Below are 21,549 nucleotides of genomic sequence, written 5' to 3' on the forward strand. Positions count from 1 at the left end.
TGGCGCGTGGGCGTGCCAGGGGTGCTGCTGGCGCTCCTGGCCGGCTGGTACGCCTGGCCGGAGCCCGAGAAGCCCACCGTGCCGGTCGACCAGGCGCAGCACCGGGTCGAGGCCGAACTCGCCGATGTCGCCGGGGTCTTCCACCCGGGGCTCCAGTGGGCCGAGCCGAAGTACGAGAGCGACCCCGACCTGACCGGATTCTGCGGTACGTCCGGCTGCAGGAAAACGGGCCGGACGGAGATGATCGTCAGACAGGCAGCCCGGGTCCGAATCGCCCCCACCCACGATCAGGAGCCGCTCGACACCGTCCAGGCGCTCTGGAGGGGCAAGGGCTACGCGGTCGACCGCAACAAGGGCTCGGTGGAGGTGAGGGCCCAGGGGTTCGGCCTCTGGTTCGCCGTCGGTGTCAACGGTTGTGCCGAGGTCCGGGCCACCCTGACCGATGTCACCGACACCACCGACAGCAACGGGAACGGCGGGTTCGTCCGGGGACCACTGAACTACGCCGCCGACTGCGCGACGGTCGACGAGCCGTACTGGTCGCACTGACACCGCCGAGCCCACAGCGGCACCAGGGTGCCGACGACGATCCACATCCGAGGGGAGAACGGCCATCGCCACCATCGTTCAGGACATCGTGATCGAAGCCGGGGCGGACGAGGTGTGGGACGCGGTCCGGGACGTGGCGGCGGTGCACAAGCGCCTCATTCCCGGCTATGTCCTCGACGCCCGCGTGGAGGGCGACACCCGGTACCTGACCGTGCCCGGCGGCGCGGTGATCCGCGAGCTGATCGTCGGCATCGACGACGGCCTCCGCCGGCTCGCCTACTCGGCGGTCGAGGGCTTCAAGATCCCCCTCACCCACCACCACGCCTCGTTCCAGGTCCTTCCCGAGGGGCCGGGGCGCTGCCGGCTGGTCTGGACCACCGATGTGCTGCCGCACGAGATGATCGAGCAGGTCCGGCCGCGCGTCGTCCGGGGCGCCCAGGTCATGAAGGAGACATTGGAGCAGCAGGTCGCGCGCTGACAACCAGCCCCAGGACCGGTACGGATGGCCCGTCGGAGGAATCCGACGGGCCATCCGGCGTTTCGCCCCGTCCTCGGGGCGTGCGGTCCGGTCCGGTGTCAGTGGGTGATGCCCTCCGGGGTGTGCAGGTCGCTGGGGCGCAGGGAGGCGGTGAGCAGGGCGCGCAGGGCGTGGGCGGTGGTGGCGGCGGGCAGGGAGGGCTGGGCCCGGTCGAGGACCTGCTCGGGCAGGGCCGGGACGTGGACGAACCCGCCGCGGGTGGTGGGGCGTTCGGTGGCGAGCTGGTGCATCAGGGCGTAGAAGACGTGGTTGCACACGAAGGTCCCGGCGGTGTGGGAGAGCGAGGCGGGCAGGCCGGCCTCCCGGACGGCGGCCACGCACGCCTTGACAGGCAGGGTGGCGAAGTAGGCCGCGGGGCCGCCCCGGACGACCGGCCGGTCGACGGGCCGGCGGCCGGCGTTGTCGGGGATGCGCGCGTCGTCGATGTTGACGGCTATCCGCTCGACGCTGATGTCGGGGCGGCCGGTGGCCTGGCCGAGGCAGACCACCACGTCCGGGCCGGTCTCCCGGACGGCCGCCCGCAGTTCGTCGACGGCCCGGCCGAAGACGCAGCTCAGGCGGGTGGAGGTGACCTCCAGCCCCCGCGGCGGGTCGGCGGCGACGAGGCGGGCTGCCTCCCAGGACGGGTTGAGGGCGGCGCCGTCGAACGGCTCGAAACCGGTGAGCAGGACCCGGGGCATGGGCGGGCTGGCCCTTTCTGTCGGACGGCGTGATGCGGGTCGGAGCGGCGTGGCTCAGAGGGCTCAGAGGGCTCAGAGGGCTCAGAAGGCGAAGAACGACATGATGGCGATGTTGCAGACCAACATGATCGCCGCGGTGGGTAGTTGCGCCTTGATCGGCCCGTACTGGTCCTTGAGTTCCAGCAGCGCGGCCGGGACGAGGTTGAAGTTCGCGGCCATCGGGGTGGCCAGGGTGCCGCAGAAGCCGGACAGCATGCCCACGGCCAGGACCACCGGTGCGCTGCCGTGGAGTTGGGCGACCAGGACGGGCCAGCCGATGGCGGCGGTCATGACGGGGAAGGCGGCGAAGGCGTTGCCCATGATGAGCGTGAACAGGGCCATGCCGAGGCAGTAGAGCGCCACGGCGGTGTACCTGCTGCCGTCCGGCAGGACGTGGGTGACGATCTTGCCGACCTGGGTGCCGACGCCCGCGCTCTGGAAGATCGAGCCGAGCACGGCGAGGAGTTGGGGCAGCAGCAGCGCCCAGCCCATCGCCTCCAGCAGCCCGCGGCCGGCGGTCAGGGCGACGGCGGGGTTGCGCTCGCGGGTGAGGACGAGGGCGACCACGAGGGCGACGATCGAGCCGATGCCGAGGCCGAGGAGCGTCTCGCTGCCGCTCTGCAGCAGCGGGCCGCCGCCGAGGTGGACGTCCTTGAGCAGGGTGCCGCAGGCGAGCGCGACCAGCGGGAGGGTGAGGGCGGGGATGAACAGCTTGCTGCGCAGGCGGGCGGCGGAGGCGGCCCGCCGCTCGGGCGCGGCGGTCGTGGGCGTGCCGCGGCCGGTGAGGCCGAAGCCGGCCAGACAGATCATCGCCAGCACGGCGGCGCCCAGCGGCGCGGCCGGCGCGCTCTTGTCGGCGACCCAGGTGCCGTAGCCGAAGCTCGCGCCGAGCAGGCCCCAGAAGGCGGCGTTGCCGTAGCGCCTGGGGTTGCCGCGGTCGGCGGCCATCTGGGCGGCCATCGCGAGGAAGACGGCGCCGACGAGCCAGTACAGCCACTCGACCTTGATCACTTGGAGCCCTCCGTGACTCGGCCGGTACGGCCCTCGGCGGCGGCCGGCAGGTCGCCGGTGCGGGAGGTGAGGGAGGCGAGGGAGCTGTCCAGTCGCAGCAGGCGGGTGCCGTGGACGAGGGTGGCGCAGACCGCGGTGGGGATGGCCCACAGGGCGAGCTGCACGGGCTCCAGGGCGGTGTGGTAGGTCGCGTTGACGAAGCCGGTGATCAGGAGGATCGAGCCGACGGCGAGGAAGCAGTCCTCGCCGAAGAACAGGCCGACGGTGTCGGCGCTGGCGGCGAAGGAGCGCAGCCGCTCGCGGGCCTTCTCGGTCAGGGGGCCGTGGCGGCGCTCGGCCGCGGCTTCCGCCATCGGCGCGATCATCGGCCGCACCGCCTGGGCCGGTCCGCCGAGTGCGGTGAGCCCGAGGGCCGCGCCGAGTTGACGGATCACCAGGTAGAGCGCGAGCACCCGGCCGGCGCTGACCTTGGCGAGCCGGTTCATCAGGGTGCGGGCCTGTTCCTGCAGGCCGTGGCGCTCCAGGAGGCCGATCACCGGCAGGGTGACGGCGAAGAGGGTCACCGAGCGGCTGGAGGCGAAGCCGGTGCCGAACGCGTCCAGTACCTTCATCGGGCTCAGGCCGCCCAGCAGGCCGGTGGCGACGCCGGCGGCGCCGACGACGAGGAGCGGATTCCGCCGGGTGGCGAACCCGGCCACCACGACGAGGATGCCGACAAGGACGATCATGTTCCGGGCCGCCTTTCGGAAAGGGGGATCCGCCCGGTGGGCGACCGTTCGGGACGCCGACCGGCGGAGGAGGCCGGGGCCCTGGGGCGGCGGCCTTGCGGGGGTTGCCGCGAGGCTAGGGGATTGTGGAACAATCCGGCAATAGTTCGGTCAGTGTTCGGTTCGGGCGGCTCCCAGGACGGCTTCCAGGACGGCCATGGGGCGGCAACTCCCGGGCGGCCCCGGGGAATCCGGCGGCCCCCGTCCGGCGGAAGGCGGGAGACAGCACATGGCAGGGGTTTTCGACGCGCTCGCGGCCGATCGCAGCCGGATCGAACGCGCCAGCGCTGCCCAGCGGGTGGCCGAGGTGCTGCGCGAGCACATCACCGAGGGCCGCCTCGCCCCGGGCACCCGGCTGTCGGAGGAGGCGCTCGGCGAGGCGCTCGCCGTCTCCCGCAACACGCTGCGCGAGGCGTTCCGACTGCTCGCCGACCAGCGCCTGGTCGTGCACGAGCTCAACCGCGGCGTGTTCGTCAAGGTCCTGAACCCGCAGGACGTCGCCGACATCTACACGCTGCGCCTCGCGCTGGAGACCGCGGGCGTCCGCGCGCTGCACAGCGCCGCGCCGGAGCGGCTGGCCGCGGTGCGCACCGCGCTCGCCCGGGCGGAGGCCGCCGAGGCGCTGGGCGACTGGGTGGCGGTCGGCACCGCGGACCTGCACTACCACCAGGCCGTCGCCGGGCTGGCGGGCAGCCCGCGGATCGACGAGGCGATGGCGCACCTGGTGGCGGAGCTGCGCCTGGCCTTCGCGGCGGTGCCCTCGGCGCACGCCCTGCACGAGCCGTTCCTGCGGCGCAACCAGACGCTCGCCGGACTGCTGGAGTCCGGTGAGATCGACGACGCCGAGGTCGAGTTGACCCGGTACCTGGACGACGCGCGCGCGGTGATCGTCCGGGCGATGACGGAGACCCGGCCATGACGGAGTCCGGCGGTGACGAGGCCCGACGTATGACGGGCACTCATCGGTGACGCCGCACCGGCGCGGAGCTGTGGGACCCTGCGCGGGAGCCCGTCGCGCCGCTCGCGCCGGGCACCGGAGTCCGGTTCGCGATCGAGGAGAGTCGATGACGGTCACCGTCGCCCGCCCAGGCCTGCTGACGACCGTTCAGGACCTCGGCCGGCCCGGGCACGCCCACCTGGGGGTGCCGCGCTCCGGCGCGCTGGACCGGCCGGCGCACCGGCTGGCCAACCGGCTGGTCGGCAACCCGGAGACGGCGGCCACGCTGGAGACCACCCTGCTGGGCTGCGCGGTGCGGGTGGAGCGCGCGGTGACGGTGGCCGTGACGGGGGCGCCGTGCGCCGTACGGGTGGACGGGCGGCCCGCTGCCTGGGCCGCCCCGGTGCGGCTGCCCGCCGGGGCGCTGCTGGAGGTCGGGCCCGCGACCCGGGGCGTGCGCAGCTACGTGGCGTTCGCGGGCGGGATCGCCGTCGTCCCCGTGCTCGGCAGCCGGTCGACCGACCTGCTCTCGGGGCTGGGGCCGCCGCCGCTGGCGGCCGGGGACGCGCTGCCGCTCGGGGAGCCGTCGGGCGCGTCGGGCGGGGCGGACGTGGTGCCGTGTTCGGGGGCGCCGGAGGTGGTGGTGCTGCCGCTGCTCCTCGGCCCGCGCGACGACTGGTTCACCGCGCGCTCGCTGGCCTCCCTGGCCCGGGCCGACTACCGCGTCTCGCCGACCAGCAACCGCATCGGGCTGCGCCTGGACGGGCCGGGCCTGGAGCGCGCCCGGGAGGGTGAACTTCCCAGCGAGGGCATGGTGCTGGGCGCCGTGCAGGTGCCGCCGAGCGGGCGCCCGGTCATCTTCCTCGCCGACCACCCGACCACCGGCGGCTACCCGGTCGTCGGCGTCGTCCCCGCCACCGCCCTGCCCGCCGCCGCCCAGGCCGCCCCGGGCACCCCGGTGCGCTTCAGCCCGGTGGCACGGCCCGCCACCGCAGGGTGAGACGAGAACCCGTCACAGCATCCGGGCGACGGGGGTGAGCCGGGGGTGGTCGTCGCCGAGGCGGTAGCCGAGGAGGACGTGGGCGTGCTGCGCGAGCTGCCGAGCGGCCTGCCGACGGCCGGCGGCGGCCAGGACCTGGGCCAGCCGCCAGCGGTTCTCGGCCCAGGCCGGGTGGTGGTCGCCGTGCACCGCGAGGTGGAGACCGGCGGCCTCGCCGAGGACTTCCTCCGCCGGCCCGAACCGGCCCAGCGCGGACAGCAGCATGCCGTACATGTCGAGGGCGGTGGCCAGTCGGTGCGGCTGCTCCCCGGCGTGTTCCCGACGGTACGCCAGGACCGCCTCGGCGATGGCCGTCAGCGCCGTCACCCGCCCCTGCCAGAGGCTCCGGTACGTGTCCATCCCGGCCTGCTCACGGGGCTTCAGCTCGTCGAGGGCCGCCCGGGTGATGTCGACCAGGGTCTCGCTGGCGCTCATGATCACGTCGAGGCCCTCGGTGTCGTGCCGCTTCCCGGCCTTGCGGATGCTCGCCGCGAGGACTTCGCAGACCGAGAGGCTGGGGCGGCCCTGGAGGAGGGAGATCCGCGCGCGGTCCTGACGGATCGTCACCTCCAGCAGGTCCGCGTTGCGCGGCCGGTCCGATCCGAGGCGGAGCAGCCCGGTCCACGCCAGTTCCAGCTGCTCCTCGGCCTCGGCCAGCCGGCCGGCCTCCAGTTCGGTCAGGGCCGTTTCGCGCTGGATCTCCAGGCGGGTGAGGAGGCCGGCGGGTGAGGTCGGGGTCAGGGTCGCCCGGGCGGCCCGCAGTTGCGTCCTGGACTCCTCCAGCAGGTACGACTCGCGGAGGACCGCGGCGGCCAGCCGGTGGGCCTGCACGGTCCTGAGGTCGCGCTCGCCGTCGCCGCCCAGGACCTCCTCGACGTACTCGAGGACGTGTGCGTAGCGACCGGCTCCGTGCAGGACCCTGGCCATCAGCAGGGCGGCGTCCACGTCCGCCGACCCGGCCGGCAGTTCACGGACCAGGAAGCGGCGCTGGCGCAGGTACGCCTCGGCCGAGTCGAACTCGCCCTGGGCGGCCCGGAACCTGGCCAGCTGGTGCAGGAGTTCGGCGCGCAGACGCAGCGAGCGGTCGTCGAGGCCGGGCTGCTGGAGCACGGTGTGGGCGTGCGGCAGGAGGGCCGTGCAGGCGGGCCATCGTTCCGTGGGTGTCGGGTCCGACGGGAAGCTCGCCACCACGGCTCGTACGGCGGCCATCGCCCAGGCCTTCCGCTCACCGGCCGTCAGCCGGGCCCGGACGGACTGTTGCAGCGGGACGGGCACGCTGAGGGCGGCCGATCCGCGGTGGTTCGGGGCGACCCGGAGCAGTCGCCGGGCGGACAGCTTGCTGATCACCGCGGCCGAGAGCCGGGGCACCTCCCGTTCGACGCCGGTGCCGGGCTCACCGCCGGCGGCCAGCAGGCCCTGGTTGATCAGCTCGATGGACAGGCCGGTGGCGGCGAGGAAGGTGCAGGCCTTGAGGACGTCCAGGGCCTCCCCGTCCTCTCCGGCCAGCTGGTCGAGCAACGGACCGTAGGCGACCCGCTCTTCGGGCTCGGGTGACGGAGGCGCCGGACGGGACCCGGCGCTGGGCGGCGCGGCGGTGTCGGTGGCCCGGGCGAGCAGGCCGGGCAGGGCCGCCAGGTCGTCGTCCGGCGTGTCCGCGGTGGCGAGCGGCTCGGGCCGCCACTGGTCGGCGAGGAGGTGGAGGGTGTGGTCCTGGAGGACGGCACCGGTGTTGGTCGCCACCCGTGAGGTGATCAGGACGCTGCCGAAGCCGTCGGGCGGCCAGCGGTCGCCCACCAGTGCGCGCGGCGAGTAGCCGGCCATCCAGCGTTCGTCCTCGGGGAGTTCCCGGGCGAGGTCGTCGATGACGATCAGCCAGCCGGGGTGCTCGGCGAGCCACTGGTTCAGCGCGCCCGCGACGTCGCCGTCGAGCGGCAGGCCCTGGAGGGTGGCCAGGTGGTCGAGGGACTGCGCGATGGTCTCGTGGCTGCGGCCGTCCACCCACCAGACCAGGGAGTAGTCGGTCAGGTGCAGGTGCGCATAGGCGAGGGCGACGGTGGTCTTGCCGGTGTTCTCCTGGCCCTGGACGAGGCAGAGCGAACGCCCTTCGGACGGGTGGGCCGCCCGCCGGACGTCCGCGGCGGAGCGGCCGGGGTGCAGGATGCGCTCGACCTGGACGAGCCGGCTCTCCCAGCCCGTCATGTCGGGCAGGCCCGGCGGCAGGTTGTTCCAGGTCGGCGGGGCGGGCTCGGGCGCGGACGCCGGCGGCGGTCCGGCGGTCGCCCCGGTGGTCGTGGTCCTGCGCCGCTGCCACCAGCGCCGCTCCGGGCGGGCGGCGTCCGCCTCGTCCGACGGGGGGAGCCACCCCGCTGGGTCGGTGCCGGCCGGGGGCGGCGGCACGGGCGCTCCCGCCTGCTCCGTCCTCCCCTCCCCCGGCGCCGCCTCCGGTGGCCGCCGCTCCCCCTTCCGGGCCGCCGCCCCCGCCTCCCGCACCCGCGACCCCGCCGGCAGGCTGACCGCCAGCCGCTCCGCCAGCGCACGGTCCGCGCCGCCGAGGCCCCGCAGGACCTCGACCGCCACCTCGGCGAACGGCACGCTCTCCGACGGCAGTCCGGGACCACCGCCGGTACCCGCGTCCGCGAGCGCCGCCAGCGCGCGGAAGTCCAGCGTCCCGCCGAACGCGCCCGCCACGGACTGCGACACCCCCGCCAGCACGCGCAGCACCGTCGCCGACTCGCGCCTCGTCAGCGTGCCGAGCAGCCGGTCCCGGACACCGGGGCGGAAGTCGTACAGCACCGCCTCCGGGTCCTCCCCGGGCCGTTCCGGGCAGCGGCGCTCCAGCAGCCCGGACAGGTAGATCTCGGCGAGGTGCGTCGCCGACGAGTCGCCGAGCATGGCCGCCTGGACGTGCCGCATCACCGGCAGGCTCAGCGGCGCGGCGGCGAGGAACCCGGCGAGCTCGTACGCGGTCGGCGAGGCCTCCCGGCGGAACCGGGCCAGCAGGTCGGCGGGCTTCTCCTCGGCCACCGGGGCCGGCGCTCCGGCCGGGTCCGGTTCGCCGGAACGCGCCGGGCCGTCCAACGGCACCGCCAGCACCGGCGTCCAGTCCGAGGCCCGCCCCGACAGCATCCGGGCCCACGGCGCCAGCCAGTCCGCCCGCAGCTCCAGGACCCCGGCCCAGGCCGTCCCGGGGTCGGCCCAGCCCTCGTCGTCCGGGGCGTAGTGGACCGTCGGCCGAACCCCCGGCCGTACCCGGGCCCGCGCCGGAACCGGCCGCAGGGCCGTACGGTGCCAGTGCCGCCGCGGCAGCACCTGGAGGACGGTGACCGGCGCCTGCCGGCTCCACTCGCGCATCGCCGCCGCGAGGGCGCCGCTGTGCCAGAGCGGGCCGACGCCGTCCGTGAGCAGCAGCACGATCCGACGGCCGCGCGGATCCGCGGCCGGCCCGATGCCGCCGCCCTGCGCCGCCCCCACCCCGCGCGGGGTCAGGACGGGTGCCCCGGCGCGGTCGTGCACCGACCAGACGCGCACCCGGTGGAACGCGCCGTGGCGGCGGAGCAGCCCGACCAGCTCGTCGCCCAGGGTGGACCAGACCGCCATGGTCGGTCCGCCGTCGACCACCACGTCCACGTCGAGCCAGCGTTCGGGGGCGCCCCGCCAGACCGGGAGCAGCAGTCCGGCCCGGCCGGAGACGGAGACGGTGGCCTCCTCGTCCAGCACGAACTCGTGGGCCGACCGGACGGTGCGGCGCAGCGGGCGCAGGGCGCGGGAGAGGGCGAGGGTGCCGGTCAGCGCGGGCCGGGCGGGGGTGCGGACGGTGGCCGCGGGTGCGTCGGCCGGCTCCGACGGGCCCGGGACGGACGGCAGGAAGAACGGGACGACGGGCTCCGGCACCGGCGCCCCCGCCGCGGCGGGCACCGCCCCGGCCGCCCCCTCGGGCAGGCCCTGCCGCGGCGTCCGGGCCGGCACCGGAGCGCCCTCCCCCGCCTGCTCCTCCACGACCCGGTCGACCGCCGCCCGCAGCGCGGCGCTCCAGGCCGCCGTCGCCCGCTCGTCCGCCTCCGCGTCGATCGCGGGCAGCGGCGGCAGCTCGGCGGGCGGCACCGACGGATCACCCGTCGTGCCGGGCGACTCGTCCGGCCGCATCCCGCAGACCCGCGCGAGCCACAGCACGTCGGCCAGGTCGCGCGGGTCGGTGCTGCCGCCCGGCTCGGCGCCGTCGGCCGTCAGCAGGCGGCCGAGCTGGCGCAGCAGCTCGGCGGGCACGGGGCGGGCGGCGGGCATCGAGGTCAGCGCTCTTCCAGGGAACGCAGCAGGTGACGGTCGACCAGCCGCCGTCCGGCGTCGTCGTCCCACAGTCCGCGGGTGGCCATCAGCAGGGCGTTGAGCAGCTGGTCGTTGGCGAGGTCGGCGCCCTCCTCGTGCTGCTTGGCGAGGAAGCGGGCGATCAGCCGCTCGCGGACCTCGGCGGGGACGGCCGCCGGACCGCTCAGGTGGGCGGCGACCATCCGGGCCAGCTTGTCGGGGCCGGGGCGGGGGATCTCCAGGCGAAGGCAGCGGCGGAGGAACGCGGGCGGGAACTCGCGCTCCTCGTTGCTGGTCAGGATGACCAGCGGGAACTCGCTGCAGCGGACCCGGCCCCGGTGCAGGGCGGCCCAGCCCTCGTCGTCGGCGGTCGTCACCCGGGCGTGCTCCTCGTCCAGACGGCTGAGTTCGGGGATGACGAACTCGCCCTCCTCGAAGACGGTGAGCAGGTCGTTCGGCAGGTCGAGGTCGGCCTTGTCGATCTCGTCGACGAGCAGCACCCGGGGCCGGTCCCAGGGCACCAGCGCGGTGCCGAGCGGGCCGAGCCGCAGGTAGGGGCCGATGCCGGGGGCCGGCCCGGGCCGGCCGTCGGCGTCGGCGGGGCGCAGCCCGGTGTCCTGGAGGCGGCCGATCGCGTCGTAGTGGTACTGGCCCTCGCGGAGGGTGGAGCGGCTGGTGATCGGCCAGTGCAGCACCGGGCCGAGCTTCAGCTCGTGCGCGACGCTGTAGGCGAGCGTGGACTTGCCGACCCCCGGCGGGCCGGTGACCAGCAGCGGACGGCGCAGGTGGAGGGCCATGTTGACGAGGTGGATCTCCTTCTCGTCGGCCTGGTAGGCGGCGGCCTGGTGGGCCCGGCCGAGTTTGCGGGCGGCCGTCGTGGTGTCCATCTCCGGGGGCACGGGCAGGTCGGCGCGCTCCTCGTCCTCGCGGCGGAAGGAGCGCCAGGGCGGGGCGTCGGGCAGGTCGCGGATGCCGTCGTGCGGGGCGCCGGTGGAGCGGTAGATCCACCAGTCCGGGATCGCCGCGTCGTCCTGGGCGGTGGTCATGCGTGGGGTCCTTCCGGTGTCGGGGAGACGGGCGGGGCGGGGGCGGGTGTCGCGGGAACGAGCGGGGCCGGTGCGCCGGCGCCGGGCGGCGCGGGGACGGCGGTGGGGGCGGCGGTGGGGGCGGCCGAGGCGGGGACGGGGGCGCGGAACGGGGCCGGGGTGAGCCAGGCCGCGTGTCCGGGCTCGTCCCAGAGCAGCGTGATGTGGTGGCCGAGGTCCGTCCGGTCGTCCTCGCTGGCGGCCCGGCGCCGGCGCTGCACGTGGGCGGCCAGCCCGGCCAGCTGGCCGGCGGCCAACTCTCCCAGCAGTACGTGGAGTTCTGTGGGGCTTCCGTCGGTGTCGCGCCGCCAGATCATCACCGGGATGCCCTCGCGGACGGCGTCCTTGACGGCCTGGTACGGGACGGCCCGGCGCTTCGGGTGGTAGGCGTACGGGAAGGACAGCGCCAGGACGGCGGTCAGCGGCCGGCTGTCCAGCCAGCGCCGGACGTCGCCCTTGGTGCCGCCGATGTGCAGGGTGCGTCCGGTCACCTCGGCGTCGAGCGGGGCCGCGCCCTCGGTGTGGACGAACCAGCCGGGCAGGTCGGCGACGGTGTCCTGGCCGCAGTTCTCCAGGGTGGCCTCCAGCGCCCGCCACTTGTTCTTCCACGCGGTGTGCCAGAACGCGGCCCTGATCCGGTCCAGCGAGCGCACGATCACGGGGAAGTGCATGCCGACGGGGTAGTCGTCCTCGTCCATCGGCCAGAGTTCGGCGGGGTGGCCGAGCAGGGACCAGGGCAGCAGGAACTCCACCCGCAGGCCCTCGGCGTCGGCCGCGGCGGCGGCGAGTTCGCCCCACGTGGTCAGGTGGCGGCTGCCGCGGGCGCGCAGGGCGGACTGCGGTACGGGTTCGTCGCCCGCGCGCTTGGAGATCAGCCGCCAGGGCTGTTCGGTGGTGTCGTAGAGGGCGGCCTCGAAGGCGTAGACGGGTTCGGCCTCCGAGCCGACCGGCGAGACGTCGTCCAGGGCGATCTGCAGGACCAGCGGGTGGCGCTGCGCGGGGCCGGTGCGGGCGCTGAAGGCGCCCCCGCACGACGTCACGGGCTCGGCCAGGTCGCCCTCGGTCAGCCCCAGTTCATGGGCGTGGCGCTTGACCAGCTCCTTCAGCTGGGCGCCCTCGGGCCCGGGGCGCGTCGCGGCGAGCCGGGCCAGGAAGCCCAGCAGCAGCGGGGGCGCGTCGTCCAGCCGGGCCTGGTTGAGCCGGCTCGCCGCCTCGGCCAGACCGTCCCGCGCGCGGACCGGGTGGGTCCGTCCGGCGCAGGCGGCCTCCACCAGGCGCAGCACCTCGGCCGGCCGGGGCTGGGGGCTCAGCGAGCGCAGCGTCCGGAGCAGGGCGTGCTGCGCGTCCGGGGTGAGCAGGCCCTTCTCCGTGACGGCGTCGACGGCGGCGTCCAGCCAGCCGACGGCGGCGGTGCCGGGTCGCAGGGTGCGGATGCTGTCGGCGAGCCGGGCGAGCGCGCGGAGCGGGTCCTGCCAGCGGCGGCAGGCGTGGACCAGGTCCATGAGGTGGTCCACCGCCTGGGCGCTGTCCGCGACGGCGAACGGGGTGGCGAGCCCGAGCCGGCGGCCCAGGTCCGCCAGCACGAGGTGGCGGAAGTCCGGCTGGTGGAGGTCGGGGACCTGGCAGAGGAAGTCGTGCAGCACCGCGTCCGCGCCGGCCGACCACGGCTCCCGGCCGGCCGGCTCGCCGGGGGGCGGTTCGGCATCGGCCTTGAGTCTCAGTTTGGCGAGCAGGATGCGGACGTCCTTCACGAACCGCCCTCCGGGAGGCCGGTGAGCGCGTGGAGGTCGTCGACGGCGGCCGTGCCGGGGCGCAGCAGGTCCAGCGCCTCGACCACTGCGGCCAGGGCGGCCCACGGGTCCCGGTGGGAGAGGCAGGCCTGCGCCAACTCCAGCAGATGGTCGGTGTCGTGGGCCCGGTAGGCGACGTTCAGCGGGTCGGCCAGGGTCTCGTTCGCCGTCCGGACGACCCCGCGGCGGAAGTCCGGGTCGTCCATGCCGGGCACCCGGAGCAGGACGGGCAGCAGCCGACGCGCGGTGGGCGGGGCGACCGGCGGAGCGACGGGCGGAGCGACGGGCAGGGCGGCGGTCGGGGCGACCGGCGGTGCCGCGAGGCGTGCGCGCAGCGGGTCGTCGGCGGGCAGCACGGCGGCCAGCGCCGACAGCGGCGTGAACCAGCCGCCGCGCACGCCCTCGAAGTCCCGGCTGCCCTTGAGCACCCCGCAGACGGCCCCGGTGTCCAGCCGGATCACCATGCCGCCGCTGAAGCCGTCCCGCACCTCGTCGCCGGTCACCCGGACGTAGTCGGCGGCCGGTCCCGCCACGGTGAGCAGCAGGGAGTCGTCGTGGACGCCGTTCGTCGGCGTGTGGGGCGAGAATCCGGCCACCAGCACCGGCGTTCCGGCGGGCGGCACCTCGGGGTCCAGGACGAGCTCCGGTGGCGCGACCGGGACTTCGAGGGTGAGCACGGCGAGGTCCGGGAAGGCGTGGAAGCGGCCCGTCCCCGGGTCGGCCGGGAACAGCCGGGCCGGTCCCGCCGTCTTCGCGCTCCCCCAGCTTCCGGACACCGAAGGGCCGTTCAGGGCCCGGCGCGCCACGTGGGCGACGGTCAGCACGGTGCCGGGCGCCACCAGGAAGCCGCTGCCCAGGAAGGAGTGACCGTCCCGCACCTCGACCGCGGCGGCCCGGGCGGCCGGGCCGGTCAACGGTCGCCGTCGGGGGTCGCGGCCCGCGCGGCCCTGGCCGCCGCCACCCGGGCGGTGTCCCAGCTCATCCGCACCGTGAACGACGCCTCGCCGCCCGCCTCGGCCAGCACGCCCACCAGCGCACCCGACTTGACGGCCAGCTTGAGCCCGAACTCGATCTCCAGCGTGTCCGGCACGGCGGGCCCGGTGCCCGAGACGCTGTCGGCGGCCCAGCGCCCGACGTTGCGCACCACCTCGCGCACCGCGTCCAGCCGCTGCGGCAGCTCCGCGAACGCCCGCGCGGCCGTGTCCCGGACCCCGGCGTCCCCGCCCGGCTCACCGGCCGCCGGCGTGAACCCGGTCTCCGCCCGGTCCAGCACCGTCACCTCGGCGTGGACGAACGCGCCCTCGCCGAGATCCACCGTGATGACGTCCCCCACGAGCCGACTCCCCTCAGTCCTGTGCATGGCCGGAACCCGGCGCGAGCGCCCGTCCGACGAGAGAACTATAGGACCGTGGAACGGTGTTGACTGGGGATCACCTCGTATCCCCCGCCCGATCGGGGACCCGGTCGAGGACCCGTCCTCGGCTCGCCGCGCACCGCACCGCGGCGCGGGCCGTCACTCCGGGCCGCGGTTGGCCGCCGACGGCCTCGTTCCCGGCGCGCGGGCGGGGGGAGACGCTCCTATCGTGGAAATCAGACGTCCACAGAGGAAGCGCACCTGCCGAGGGGTCCGCGCTGATTCCCGGTGCCCCGTGCGCAGCATCACAGCCCGTCACCGCACTTACGGCCCGTCACCGCAATCACGGGGAGTCATCATGACGACGCCCGGCGACCCGCACCACCCCGCCCCGGGCCGGACCGGCGGCGGATACCGCACCTCGCTCCCCTGGCGGATCGTGACCAGCGCCTCCGAGTACGTCGACCGGCACCTCGGCTGGGACCGGCTGCCGGTCGTCCCCGGTCTGCTGACCCTCCTCGGGCTGCGGGTCCGGCTGCGGCAGCAGAACCTGTACGACACCGGCGGGCTGCCCTCCGTCGACCTGCCCGACCCCGCGCCCCCGTCCGCGAAGCACAAGGTCAACCGGACCGCCGACGGCAGCCACAACGACCTCGGCGAGCCGCGCATGGGCATGGCGGGCATGCGCTTCGGCCGCAACATCCCGCTGGACCGGATCGCCCCCGCCACCGCCGAGTCGGTCCTGACCGGGCCCAGCCCGCGCGAGGTCAGCCGCGTCCTGCTGACCCGGCACGAGCTGATCCCGGCCGGGTCGGTCAACTCCCTGGTCGCCGCCTGGCTCCAGTTCATGATCCGCGACTGGTTCAGCCACGGCACCAGCCCCACCGACCGCCCCTGGGAGGTGCAGCTCCTGGACGACGACCCGTGGCCCGAGCGGCCGATGCGGATCATGCGGACCCCGGACGACCCGACCCGGGACCCACGGGCGCCCGCCGGGACCCCCGACACCCGCGTCAACGTCTCCTCCCACTGGTGGGACGCCTCCCAGATCTACGGGACCGACGAGGCCGAGCAGCGCCTGCTGCGCACCGGGGAGCTGGGCCGGCTCCACACCTGGGACAACGGGCAGAGCCCGTTCGCCTCGGACCCCTCCCGCGACCCCGCCCGGCTTCCCGGTTTCTGGCTGGGCCTGGCGATGATGCACGCCCTGTTCGTCCGGGAGCACAACGCGATCTGCGACCACCTGCACGGCGCCTACCCGTCCTGGGACGACGAGGAGCTGTTCCAGCGGGCCAGGCTCGTGAACGCCGCGCTCCTCGCCAAGATCCACACCGTGGAGTGGACGCCGGCCGTGATCAGCCACCCCACCACCGTCGCCGCGCTCCGGGCCAACTGGTGGGGCGTCGCGGGCGAACGGGTGCACGGGCTGTTCGGCCGGATCAGCGACAGCGAGGTCGTCAGCGGCATCCCCGGCGGCGACACCGACCACTACGGCGTCCCGTACTCGCTCACCGAGGAGTTCGTGGCCGTCTACCGGATGCACCCCCTCGTCCGCGACGACTGGGACCTGCGCTCCGCCGACGACGACGCCGGCCTGCGGCAGTGCACCTTCCGTGACATCTCGGGGCCCGACGCGCTGAAGGTCCTCGGGACGCTGCGGACCGCCGACCTGCTGTACAGCTTCGGCACGCTCCCGCCGGGCCTGGTCACCCTGCACAACTTCCCGAGGTTCCTGCAGGAGTACCGGCGCCCGGACGGGAACCTGCAGGACCTCGCCGCCACCGACATCCTGCGCAGCAGGGAACTCGGGATCCCCCGCTACAACGAGTTCCGCCGCCTGCTGCGGCTGGAGCCCGCGCGGAGCTTCCGGGAGCTGACGGACAACGCGGAGTGGGCCGAGGAGATCGAGCGGGTCTACGAGGGCGACATCGAGAAGGTCGACGTGACGGTCGGGATGTACGCGGAGAAGCTGCCCACCGGATTCGCCTTCAGCGACACGGCCTTCCGGATCTTCGTCCTGATGGCCTCACGGCGGCTGAACAGCGACCGGTTCTTCACCGAGTACTACACCCCCGAGGTCTACTCGAAGGCCGGTCTGGCCTGGATCGACGACAACACCATGGTCACGGTGCTGCTGCGCCACTACCCGGAGCTGCGGACGGCGCTCGCGGGCCTGACGAACGCCTTCGTGCCGTGGCACACCGCCGGAGGGGCGGCGGCCTGACCCGGCACGGCGGGGCCGGACGGCGGTACGGGCGAGCGGTGCCGGATCACGGGGCGGGCGAGCGGGCGCATCAATCGGGCACATCAGGAACAAGTAGGATGACTCAACTTCCGCGCTACGCGCGAAGAGTTCCATAGATGTTCCATTTGCCCGATTTATCTCCCGCTTCACACGCCCGGAGCCACCCTCATGGACAACCCGTCCGCCGTCGACACCGGCAGCGCGATAGAGACCCGCGGTATCGAACCCGTCCCCGACCACGAGCGCCGGGGCAGAGTCCGCGAGCTCTTCCCGACCTGGGTCGCGGCGAACATCAGCGTGCTGCTGCTCACCATGGGTGCCGCCCTGGTGGTGTTCAACCGGCTGAACTTCTGGCAGGTCCTGGTCGTCGCCGCCTGCGCCGCGCTCGTGTCGTTCGGCATGGTCGGCGTGCTGTCGGTCTCCGGGAAGTGGGGCGGGGCGCCGGGCGCGACCCTGTCCCGGGCCACCTTCGGGGTGCGCGGGAACCTCTTCCCCGGCGCGATCCTCTGGATCGCCCGGTTCGGCTGGGAAACGATCAACGCCGTCACCGGCGCCTACGCCGTGCTGACCGTCCTCGACCTGATGTTCGGCGTCAAGAGCAACACCGTCCTGATCGTGATCACGCTCTTCGCCTTCGTCGCCTGCACCTTCCTGGTCTCCGGGATGGGCCGGAAGGCGCTGAACGTCTGCAACACCTGGTCGACGTACCTCTTCGGCGTCTTCAGCGTCCTGGTGCTGGGCTACCTGATCGCGACCATCCACTGGAACGAGGTCTTCTCCAAGCCCGCGGGCACCACGGCGATGATGGTCGCCGGGGTCGGGACCATCGCCGCCGGCGGCATCAGCTGGGTCCCCACCGGCCCGGACTTCGCCCGCTACCTGCCGCACGCCGCCTCCGGCCGGAAGATCGTCGGCGTGACGGTCTCCGGGGCCGGCCTGGTGATGGTGCCGATGGTGCTGATGGGCGCCGTGATGGCGGTGGCCTCGCCCGGGCTGGCGGAGGCCGCCGACCCGGTCTCCTTCCTCGGCGACCTGCTGCCGACCTGGCTGGCCGTGCCCTACCTGCTGACCGCGATCGTGGGCATGCTGCTGATCAACAGCCTCTCGATGTACTCGGCCGGCTTCACCGCGCAGACCATGGGCGTCCGGCTGCCGCGCGCCATGGCCGTCAGCATCAACGCCGTGATCTCGCTGGTCGGCGGCCTGCTGCTGATGCTGGTCGCCAAGAGCTTCCTGGGCTCCTTCATCACCTTCCTGATCCTGCTCGCGGTCTCCTTCTCGGCCTGGATCGGCGTCTACGCGGTCGACATGTTCCGCCGCCGGTCGCGTGCGGTGCGCTACGACGCCGACGCGCTGATGGACACCACCAGGAACAGCCGGTACTGGTACGTGGGCGGCTTCTGCTGGCAGGCGATGGTGTCCTGGGTGCTGGCCCTGGTGATGGGGCTCGCCTTCACCACGTGCGACTGGTTCGCCGGCCCGCTCTCCGACACCCCCGTCGGCCGGTACGGGCTCGCCTGGGCGGCGACCATCGTGATCTCCGGCGTGATCATGGCCGTGCTCCCCGCGCCGCAGGAGAACACCCCCGCCGCCGCTTCCGTCGAGCAGCCCGTCGGCAGGGTCACCTCCTAATGCTGTTGTCAAGCCGCTGATGTGACTGGGAGGTCGCCTTGGTAGCACCGTCCGTCACGGATCAGGGCCCACAGGACATTCACTCGTCGGCGGGCCAGCGCGAGCACGGCCTGGGTGTGGCGCTTGCCCTCGGCGCGCTTGCGTTCGTAGAAGCGGCGGGATGCCTCGCAGCTGCGGATGCTGATCAGCGCGGAGGTGTAGAACACGCGTTGCAGGCCGCGGTGGTAGCGCCGTGGCCGGTGCAGGTTGCCGCTGACGTGGCCGGAGTCGCGCGGGACCGGCGCGACTCCGGCCAGGCTGGCCAGGCGGTCCGGGCTGCCGTACCGGCTCATGTCGCCGGCGGTGGCGGCCAGGAACTCCGCGCCCAGCAGCGGGCCGATGCCGGGCATGCTGGCGATCACCTCGGCGAGGTCGTGTTCGCGAAACCGGGCCGCAATGAGCTTGTCGATCTCGGCGATCTGCTCGTTGAGGCCCATCACCTCCTTGGCCAGGGTGTGGATCACCTGTGCGGCGATCTTCTCCCCGGGGACGGTGGTGTGCTGGCGCTCGGCGGCCTCCGTGGCGGTCTGGGCCAGGGCCTCGGCGCCGCGGACCTTGCGGTTGCGGAGCCAGGTCGTCAGCCGGGTGCGGCCGGCGCGCCGCAGCGCGGCGGGCGTCTGGTAGCCGGTCAGCAGGATCAGCGGCCCCAGGTTGTCCAGGTCGAGGGATCGCTCCAACGCGGGGAAGATGCCGGTGAGTTGGCCGCGCAGGCGGTTGATCCGGCGGGTGCGGTCGGCGCTCAGGTCGGCTCGCCGGCCGGTGAGGATCCGCAGTTCGACGGCGTGCTCGTCGTCCGGCCGCAGCACCGTGAGGTCGCGGCGCATGCGGGCCTGGTCGGCGATGACGGTCGCGTCCTTGGCGTCGGTCTTGCCGGTGCCCCGGTAGCCGGCCGAGGCCCGGTTGACCGCCAGGCCGGGTATGTAGACGAGCTGCTGGCCGTGGCCGAGCAGGATGTTGATCCACAGGGCGGCCATGCCGTCTGCGACGTCCACTGCCCAGACCACGTCCTCGTCCAGGGCGAGGACGTCGGCGAGCAGGGCCATCAGCTCCGGCTCATCGTTCAGCACCCGGCGCGACAGCAGCCGTCTACCCTCGGCGTCCAGCACCACGCAGTGGTGGTGGGTCTTGCCGATGTCCGTGCCCGCCCAGATCTGGGCCACCTGTTCCTCCGGTCGCTCGCTCGTGCTCAGTGCTCCGGACGACCTCGCCAGCGTGGTCCTACTCAGCGATGCACCCGAGGGGCTCGCAGCTCCTAATCAGCGGCCGAGTCGTCGTGAGGCGCCGGGCGGCCAGGTGACCGGAACCATCGAGGGCAACCGACTGAAAGCCATACCCGGCGTCTCTGGGCCTCAGGACCATACGACTGGCCCGTCCAACCCATCAACAACGTAGGACCGTCTGACCGCCCCGACACCCCGGACCGCCCGGTCGCCCGCTCAGCCGAGCCGGCCACCGGGCGGTCCGCTTTCGCCGTCCTGTTCCGGGTCGCCGTCGATGGTGAGCGAGTGAACGGGTCAGTCCGCGGCGGGGACCGGCCGGGGCTCGCGGCGCAGGGCGATGAGGGCGGCGCCGAGGACGCAGGCGACGGCGGCGGTGAGGTAGGCGAGGTGGTAGCCGGAGAGGTGGTCGTCGTCGGTCTCGGCGACGAGGACCATCACCGCCACTCCCGCGCTGGCGCCGATCTGCTGGGTGACCACGTTGACCGCGCCCGCCACGGCGTGCTGTCGCTCCGGGACGCCGGTGAGGCCGGCCGAGGTCATGGAGGGGAAGTTGAGCCCCTGGCCGATGCCGCTGAGCACCAGGCCGGGCAGGACGTGCTGCACGTAGCCGCCGTCGTTCGGGGTGCCGACCCACAGGGCGGTGCCGACGCCGATCAGGACGAGGCCGACGGCCATCAGGGTGCGCGGGGCGTGTTTGGCGAGGAGCCGGCCGGTGGCGAAGTTGGCGGTGAGGAACACCGCCAGGGACATCGGCACCAGGGCGAGGCCGGACGCGAAGGGCGAGTAGTCCAGCATCCCCTGCAGGTAGAGCGGCGCGAAGAACAGCATCCCGACCGACGCCGTGTACTGGAGGAAGGCCGCCAGGCTCGCCGCCCGCACCGAGGCGATCCGGAACAGGCTGAGCGGGAGCACCGGGTCGGCGGTGCGGTGCTCCCGTACGACGAACAGCACCAGCAGGACGGCCGCGGCGGCGAGGACAGCCCAGGCGGAGGCGCCGTCGGTGCTGACGCCGACGACGAGCAGGGTGAGGCCGAGGGTGCCGGTGATCGCGCCGGGCAGGTCCAGCCGGCCGCTGTGGCCGGTGCCGCCGGGCAGTCCGGCCCGGGTCGCGGCCAGGACGGCGAGTCCGAGCAGCACCGAGAACCAGAGCACCGAGCGCCAGCCGAGGAACTGGGTGAGGACGCCGCCGAGCATCACCCCGCCGCTGAAGCTCGCCGCGCCGACGGCCGCGTACACGCCGAACGCCCGGTTGCGCGCCGGGCCCGCCGGAAAGGTCTCGGTGAGCAGGGCCAGCGCGGCCGGGCCGGACAGGGCGGCGCCGATGCCCTGGACGGCGCGGGCGCCCAACAGCACCGCGGTGTCCGGGGCGGCCGCTCCGACCAGCGCGGAGGCGGTGAACAGCGCGACGCCGACCTCGAACACCCGCCGCCGGCCGAGCACGTCGGCCAGCCGGCCGCCCACCAGCAGGAAGCCGGCGAAGGTGACGGCGTAGGCGGTCATGACCCACTGGAGGGTGGTGTCGCCGAGGTCGAAGCGGGTGCCGATCGACGGCAGGGCGGCGTTGAGCACGCCGAGGCCGCTGACGTCCAGCGCGAGCGCCCCGGCGAGCACGCCGAGGGCCAGTCCCGGCCGGCGCACCGGCCCACCGGCCCTGTCGTTGCTGTCCGCGGTGTCGTTGCTGTCGGCACCACCTGCGGTGCCCGTGGTGCCCGTGGTGTCGGTCATGCGGGCCTGCCGGCGAGGTCACGTACGGCGAGGTCACATCCGGCTAAGGGGCCGTCGGTGCCTGCCGACGACGCGTCAAGAGTCTCAACTGCCATGCGGTCAGCTTGCATTGATCACTCATCCGCTGTCTACCCCGCCGTTCCGGATATGGCGCCGGGTGGTTCGGCTCCGGTCGATTCCTCCGGCTCGTCGCAGTGAGCGGCACAAGGGGGGGCCGGTGGAAACGGAGTTCATCTCGTGGACGGATTGCGGGGACGGCCGTGGGGCCGGGTGCCTGATTTCGGCCAGGACATCCAAATTACTGCGCGTTTACCGCTCCTGAGGAGATCGAATCGGACACCGGGGAGATCGGATTCCGCCACTGCCCGGACCACTGCTCGAATTACCCTTGTTTCGCCATTCCCCCGGTGGCACGCTGATGCCCGCCGGTCGGGTCAGTACGCGATCCGGTCCCCCACCAATCCACATCATCGTCACTCTTGACCCCATGGACCTCGGCTTTCGCCGGCAGTGGCCGCGCAGGTGAGGATTCCACGCGACGCGTGATCCCGTGATCGACGCACGCACGGGGAGATTTTCCCCTGAGTCAGGACGACT

The 21,549-nt window shown here is 74.1% G+C and carries 16 protein-coding genes; 6 read left to right on the top strand and 10 right to left on the bottom strand.

Annotated elements, in window-relative coordinates; translation table 11 throughout:
* The first annotated feature begins 6 nt into the window (after window positions 1-6).
* The gene (locus tag ACYP53_RS24655) at window positions 7-549 is read left to right on the top strand and encodes a hypothetical protein (protein ID WP_459648993.1); all 543 of its coding nucleotides are present in this window, start codon (window positions 7-9) and stop codon (window positions 547-549) included.
* 73 nt (window positions 550-622) lie between these two features.
* Entirely contained in the window at window positions 623-1,027 is a 405-nt protein-coding gene (locus ACYP53_RS24660; RefSeq protein ID WP_459649822.1) for an SRPBCC family protein, read from the top strand.
* A 98-nt stretch (window positions 1,028-1,125) separates the two neighbouring features.
* Here the strand turns inward: ACYP53_RS24660 and pcp are convergent, their stop codons facing one another.
* The 3 genes from pcp to ACYP53_RS24675 all read right to left on the bottom strand — a co-directional run bounded on the left by pcp (window position 1,126) and on the right by ACYP53_RS24675 (window position 3,545).
* Window positions 1,126-1,767, bottom strand: a complete 642-nt coding sequence (gene pcp, locus ACYP53_RS24665; protein WP_459648994.1) for a pyroglutamyl-peptidase I — start codon at window positions 1,765-1,767, stop codon at window positions 1,126-1,128.
* 81 nt (window positions 1,768-1,848) lie between these two features.
* A complete protein-coding gene (locus tag ACYP53_RS24670) occupies window positions 1,849-2,817 on the bottom strand; it encodes a DUF979 domain-containing protein (protein ID WP_459648995.1) in 969 nt (322 codons plus the stop codon).
* Window positions 2,814-3,545, bottom strand: a complete 732-nt coding sequence (locus tag ACYP53_RS24675; RefSeq protein ID WP_189922139.1) for a DUF969 domain-containing protein — start codon at window positions 3,543-3,545, stop codon at window positions 2,814-2,816. Before ACYP53_RS24675 ends, ACYP53_RS24670 begins: the two co-directional genes overlap by 4 nt.
* 268 nt (window positions 3,546-3,813) lie before the next feature.
* Between ACYP53_RS24675 and ACYP53_RS24680 the strand changes: the two genes are divergently transcribed.
* Both ACYP53_RS24680 and ACYP53_RS24685 read left to right on the top strand, forming a co-directional pair.
* A complete protein-coding gene (locus ACYP53_RS24680; protein WP_459648996.1) occupies window positions 3,814-4,503 on the top strand; it encodes a GntR family transcriptional regulator in 690 nt (229 codons plus the stop codon).
* Between the two features lie 145 nt (window positions 4,504-4,648).
* On the top strand, window positions 4,649-5,521 hold the full coding sequence (locus ACYP53_RS24685; RefSeq protein ID WP_459648997.1) for a 5-oxoprolinase subunit C family protein: 873 nt from the start codon (window positions 4,649-4,651) through the stop codon (window positions 5,519-5,521).
* Between the two features lie 12 nt (window positions 5,522-5,533).
* Here ACYP53_RS24685 and ACYP53_RS24690 read toward each other — a convergent pair whose 3' ends face one another.
* Genes ACYP53_RS24690 through ACYP53_RS24710 form a run of 5 tightly spaced genes read right to left on the bottom strand, consistent with a single transcriptional unit; the run spans window position 5,534 to window position 14,070 of the window.
* Window positions 5,534-9,841 (bottom strand): SAV_2336 N-terminal domain-related protein, encoded by a 4,308-nt coding sequence (locus ACYP53_RS24690; protein ID WP_459648998.1) that lies wholly within the window; start codon window positions 9,839-9,841, stop codon window positions 5,534-5,536.
* 5 nt (window positions 9,842-9,846) lie between these two features.
* Entirely contained in the window at window positions 9,847-10,908 is a 1,062-nt protein-coding gene (locus ACYP53_RS24695) for an AAA family ATPase (RefSeq protein ID WP_459648999.1), read from the bottom strand.
* On the bottom strand, window positions 10,905-12,698 hold the full coding sequence (locus tag ACYP53_RS24700) for a VMAP-C domain-containing protein (RefSeq protein ID WP_459649000.1): 1,794 nt from the start codon (window positions 12,696-12,698) through the stop codon (window positions 10,905-10,907). Before ACYP53_RS24700 ends, ACYP53_RS24695 begins: the two co-directional genes overlap by 4 nt.
* Window positions 12,695-13,651 (bottom strand): trypsin-like peptidase domain-containing protein, encoded by a 957-nt coding sequence (locus ACYP53_RS24705; protein ID WP_459649001.1) that lies wholly within the window; start codon window positions 13,649-13,651, stop codon window positions 12,695-12,697. Before ACYP53_RS24705 ends, ACYP53_RS24700 begins: the two co-directional genes overlap by 4 nt.
* Complete coding sequence (locus ACYP53_RS24710; RefSeq protein WP_189922123.1) at window positions 13,648-14,070, bottom strand: CU044_2847 family protein; 423 nt, start codon at window positions 14,068-14,070, stop codon at window positions 13,648-13,650. The genes ACYP53_RS24705 and ACYP53_RS24710 overlap by 4 nt, the downstream gene beginning before the upstream one ends.
* 379 nt (window positions 14,071-14,449) lie before the next feature.
* Between ACYP53_RS24710 and ACYP53_RS24715 the strand changes: the two genes are divergently transcribed.
* Window positions 14,450-16,315, top strand: a complete 1,866-nt coding sequence (locus ACYP53_RS24715; RefSeq protein WP_459649002.1) for a peroxidase family protein — start codon at window positions 14,450-14,452, stop codon at window positions 16,313-16,315.
* 189 nt (window positions 16,316-16,504) lie between these two features.
* Window positions 16,505-17,968 carry a purine-cytosine permease family protein gene (locus ACYP53_RS24720; protein ID WP_459649003.1) on the top strand — a complete coding sequence of 488 codons (1,464 nt, stop codon included), beginning with the start codon at window positions 16,505-16,507 and terminating at the stop codon, window positions 17,966-17,968.
* 8 nt (window positions 17,969-17,976) lie between these two features.
* On the opposite strand, the gene ACYP53_RS24725 is transcribed toward ACYP53_RS24720, so the two are convergent.
* Together ACYP53_RS24725 and ACYP53_RS24730 are read right to left on the bottom strand one after the other, a co-directional pair.
* Window positions 17,977-19,167 (bottom strand): IS110 family RNA-guided transposase, encoded by a 1,191-nt coding sequence (locus ACYP53_RS24725; protein ID WP_387959312.1) that lies wholly within the window; start codon window positions 19,165-19,167, stop codon window positions 17,977-17,979.
* A gap of 354 nt (window positions 19,168-19,521) precedes the next feature.
* On the bottom strand, window positions 19,522-20,952 hold the full coding sequence (locus ACYP53_RS24730) for an MFS transporter (protein WP_459649004.1): 1,431 nt from the start codon (window positions 20,950-20,952) through the stop codon (window positions 19,522-19,524).
* Window positions 20,953-21,549 lie beyond the last annotated feature (597 nt).

The sequence above is a fragment of the Kitasatospora sp. Ki12 genome, from assembly GCF_054601375.1.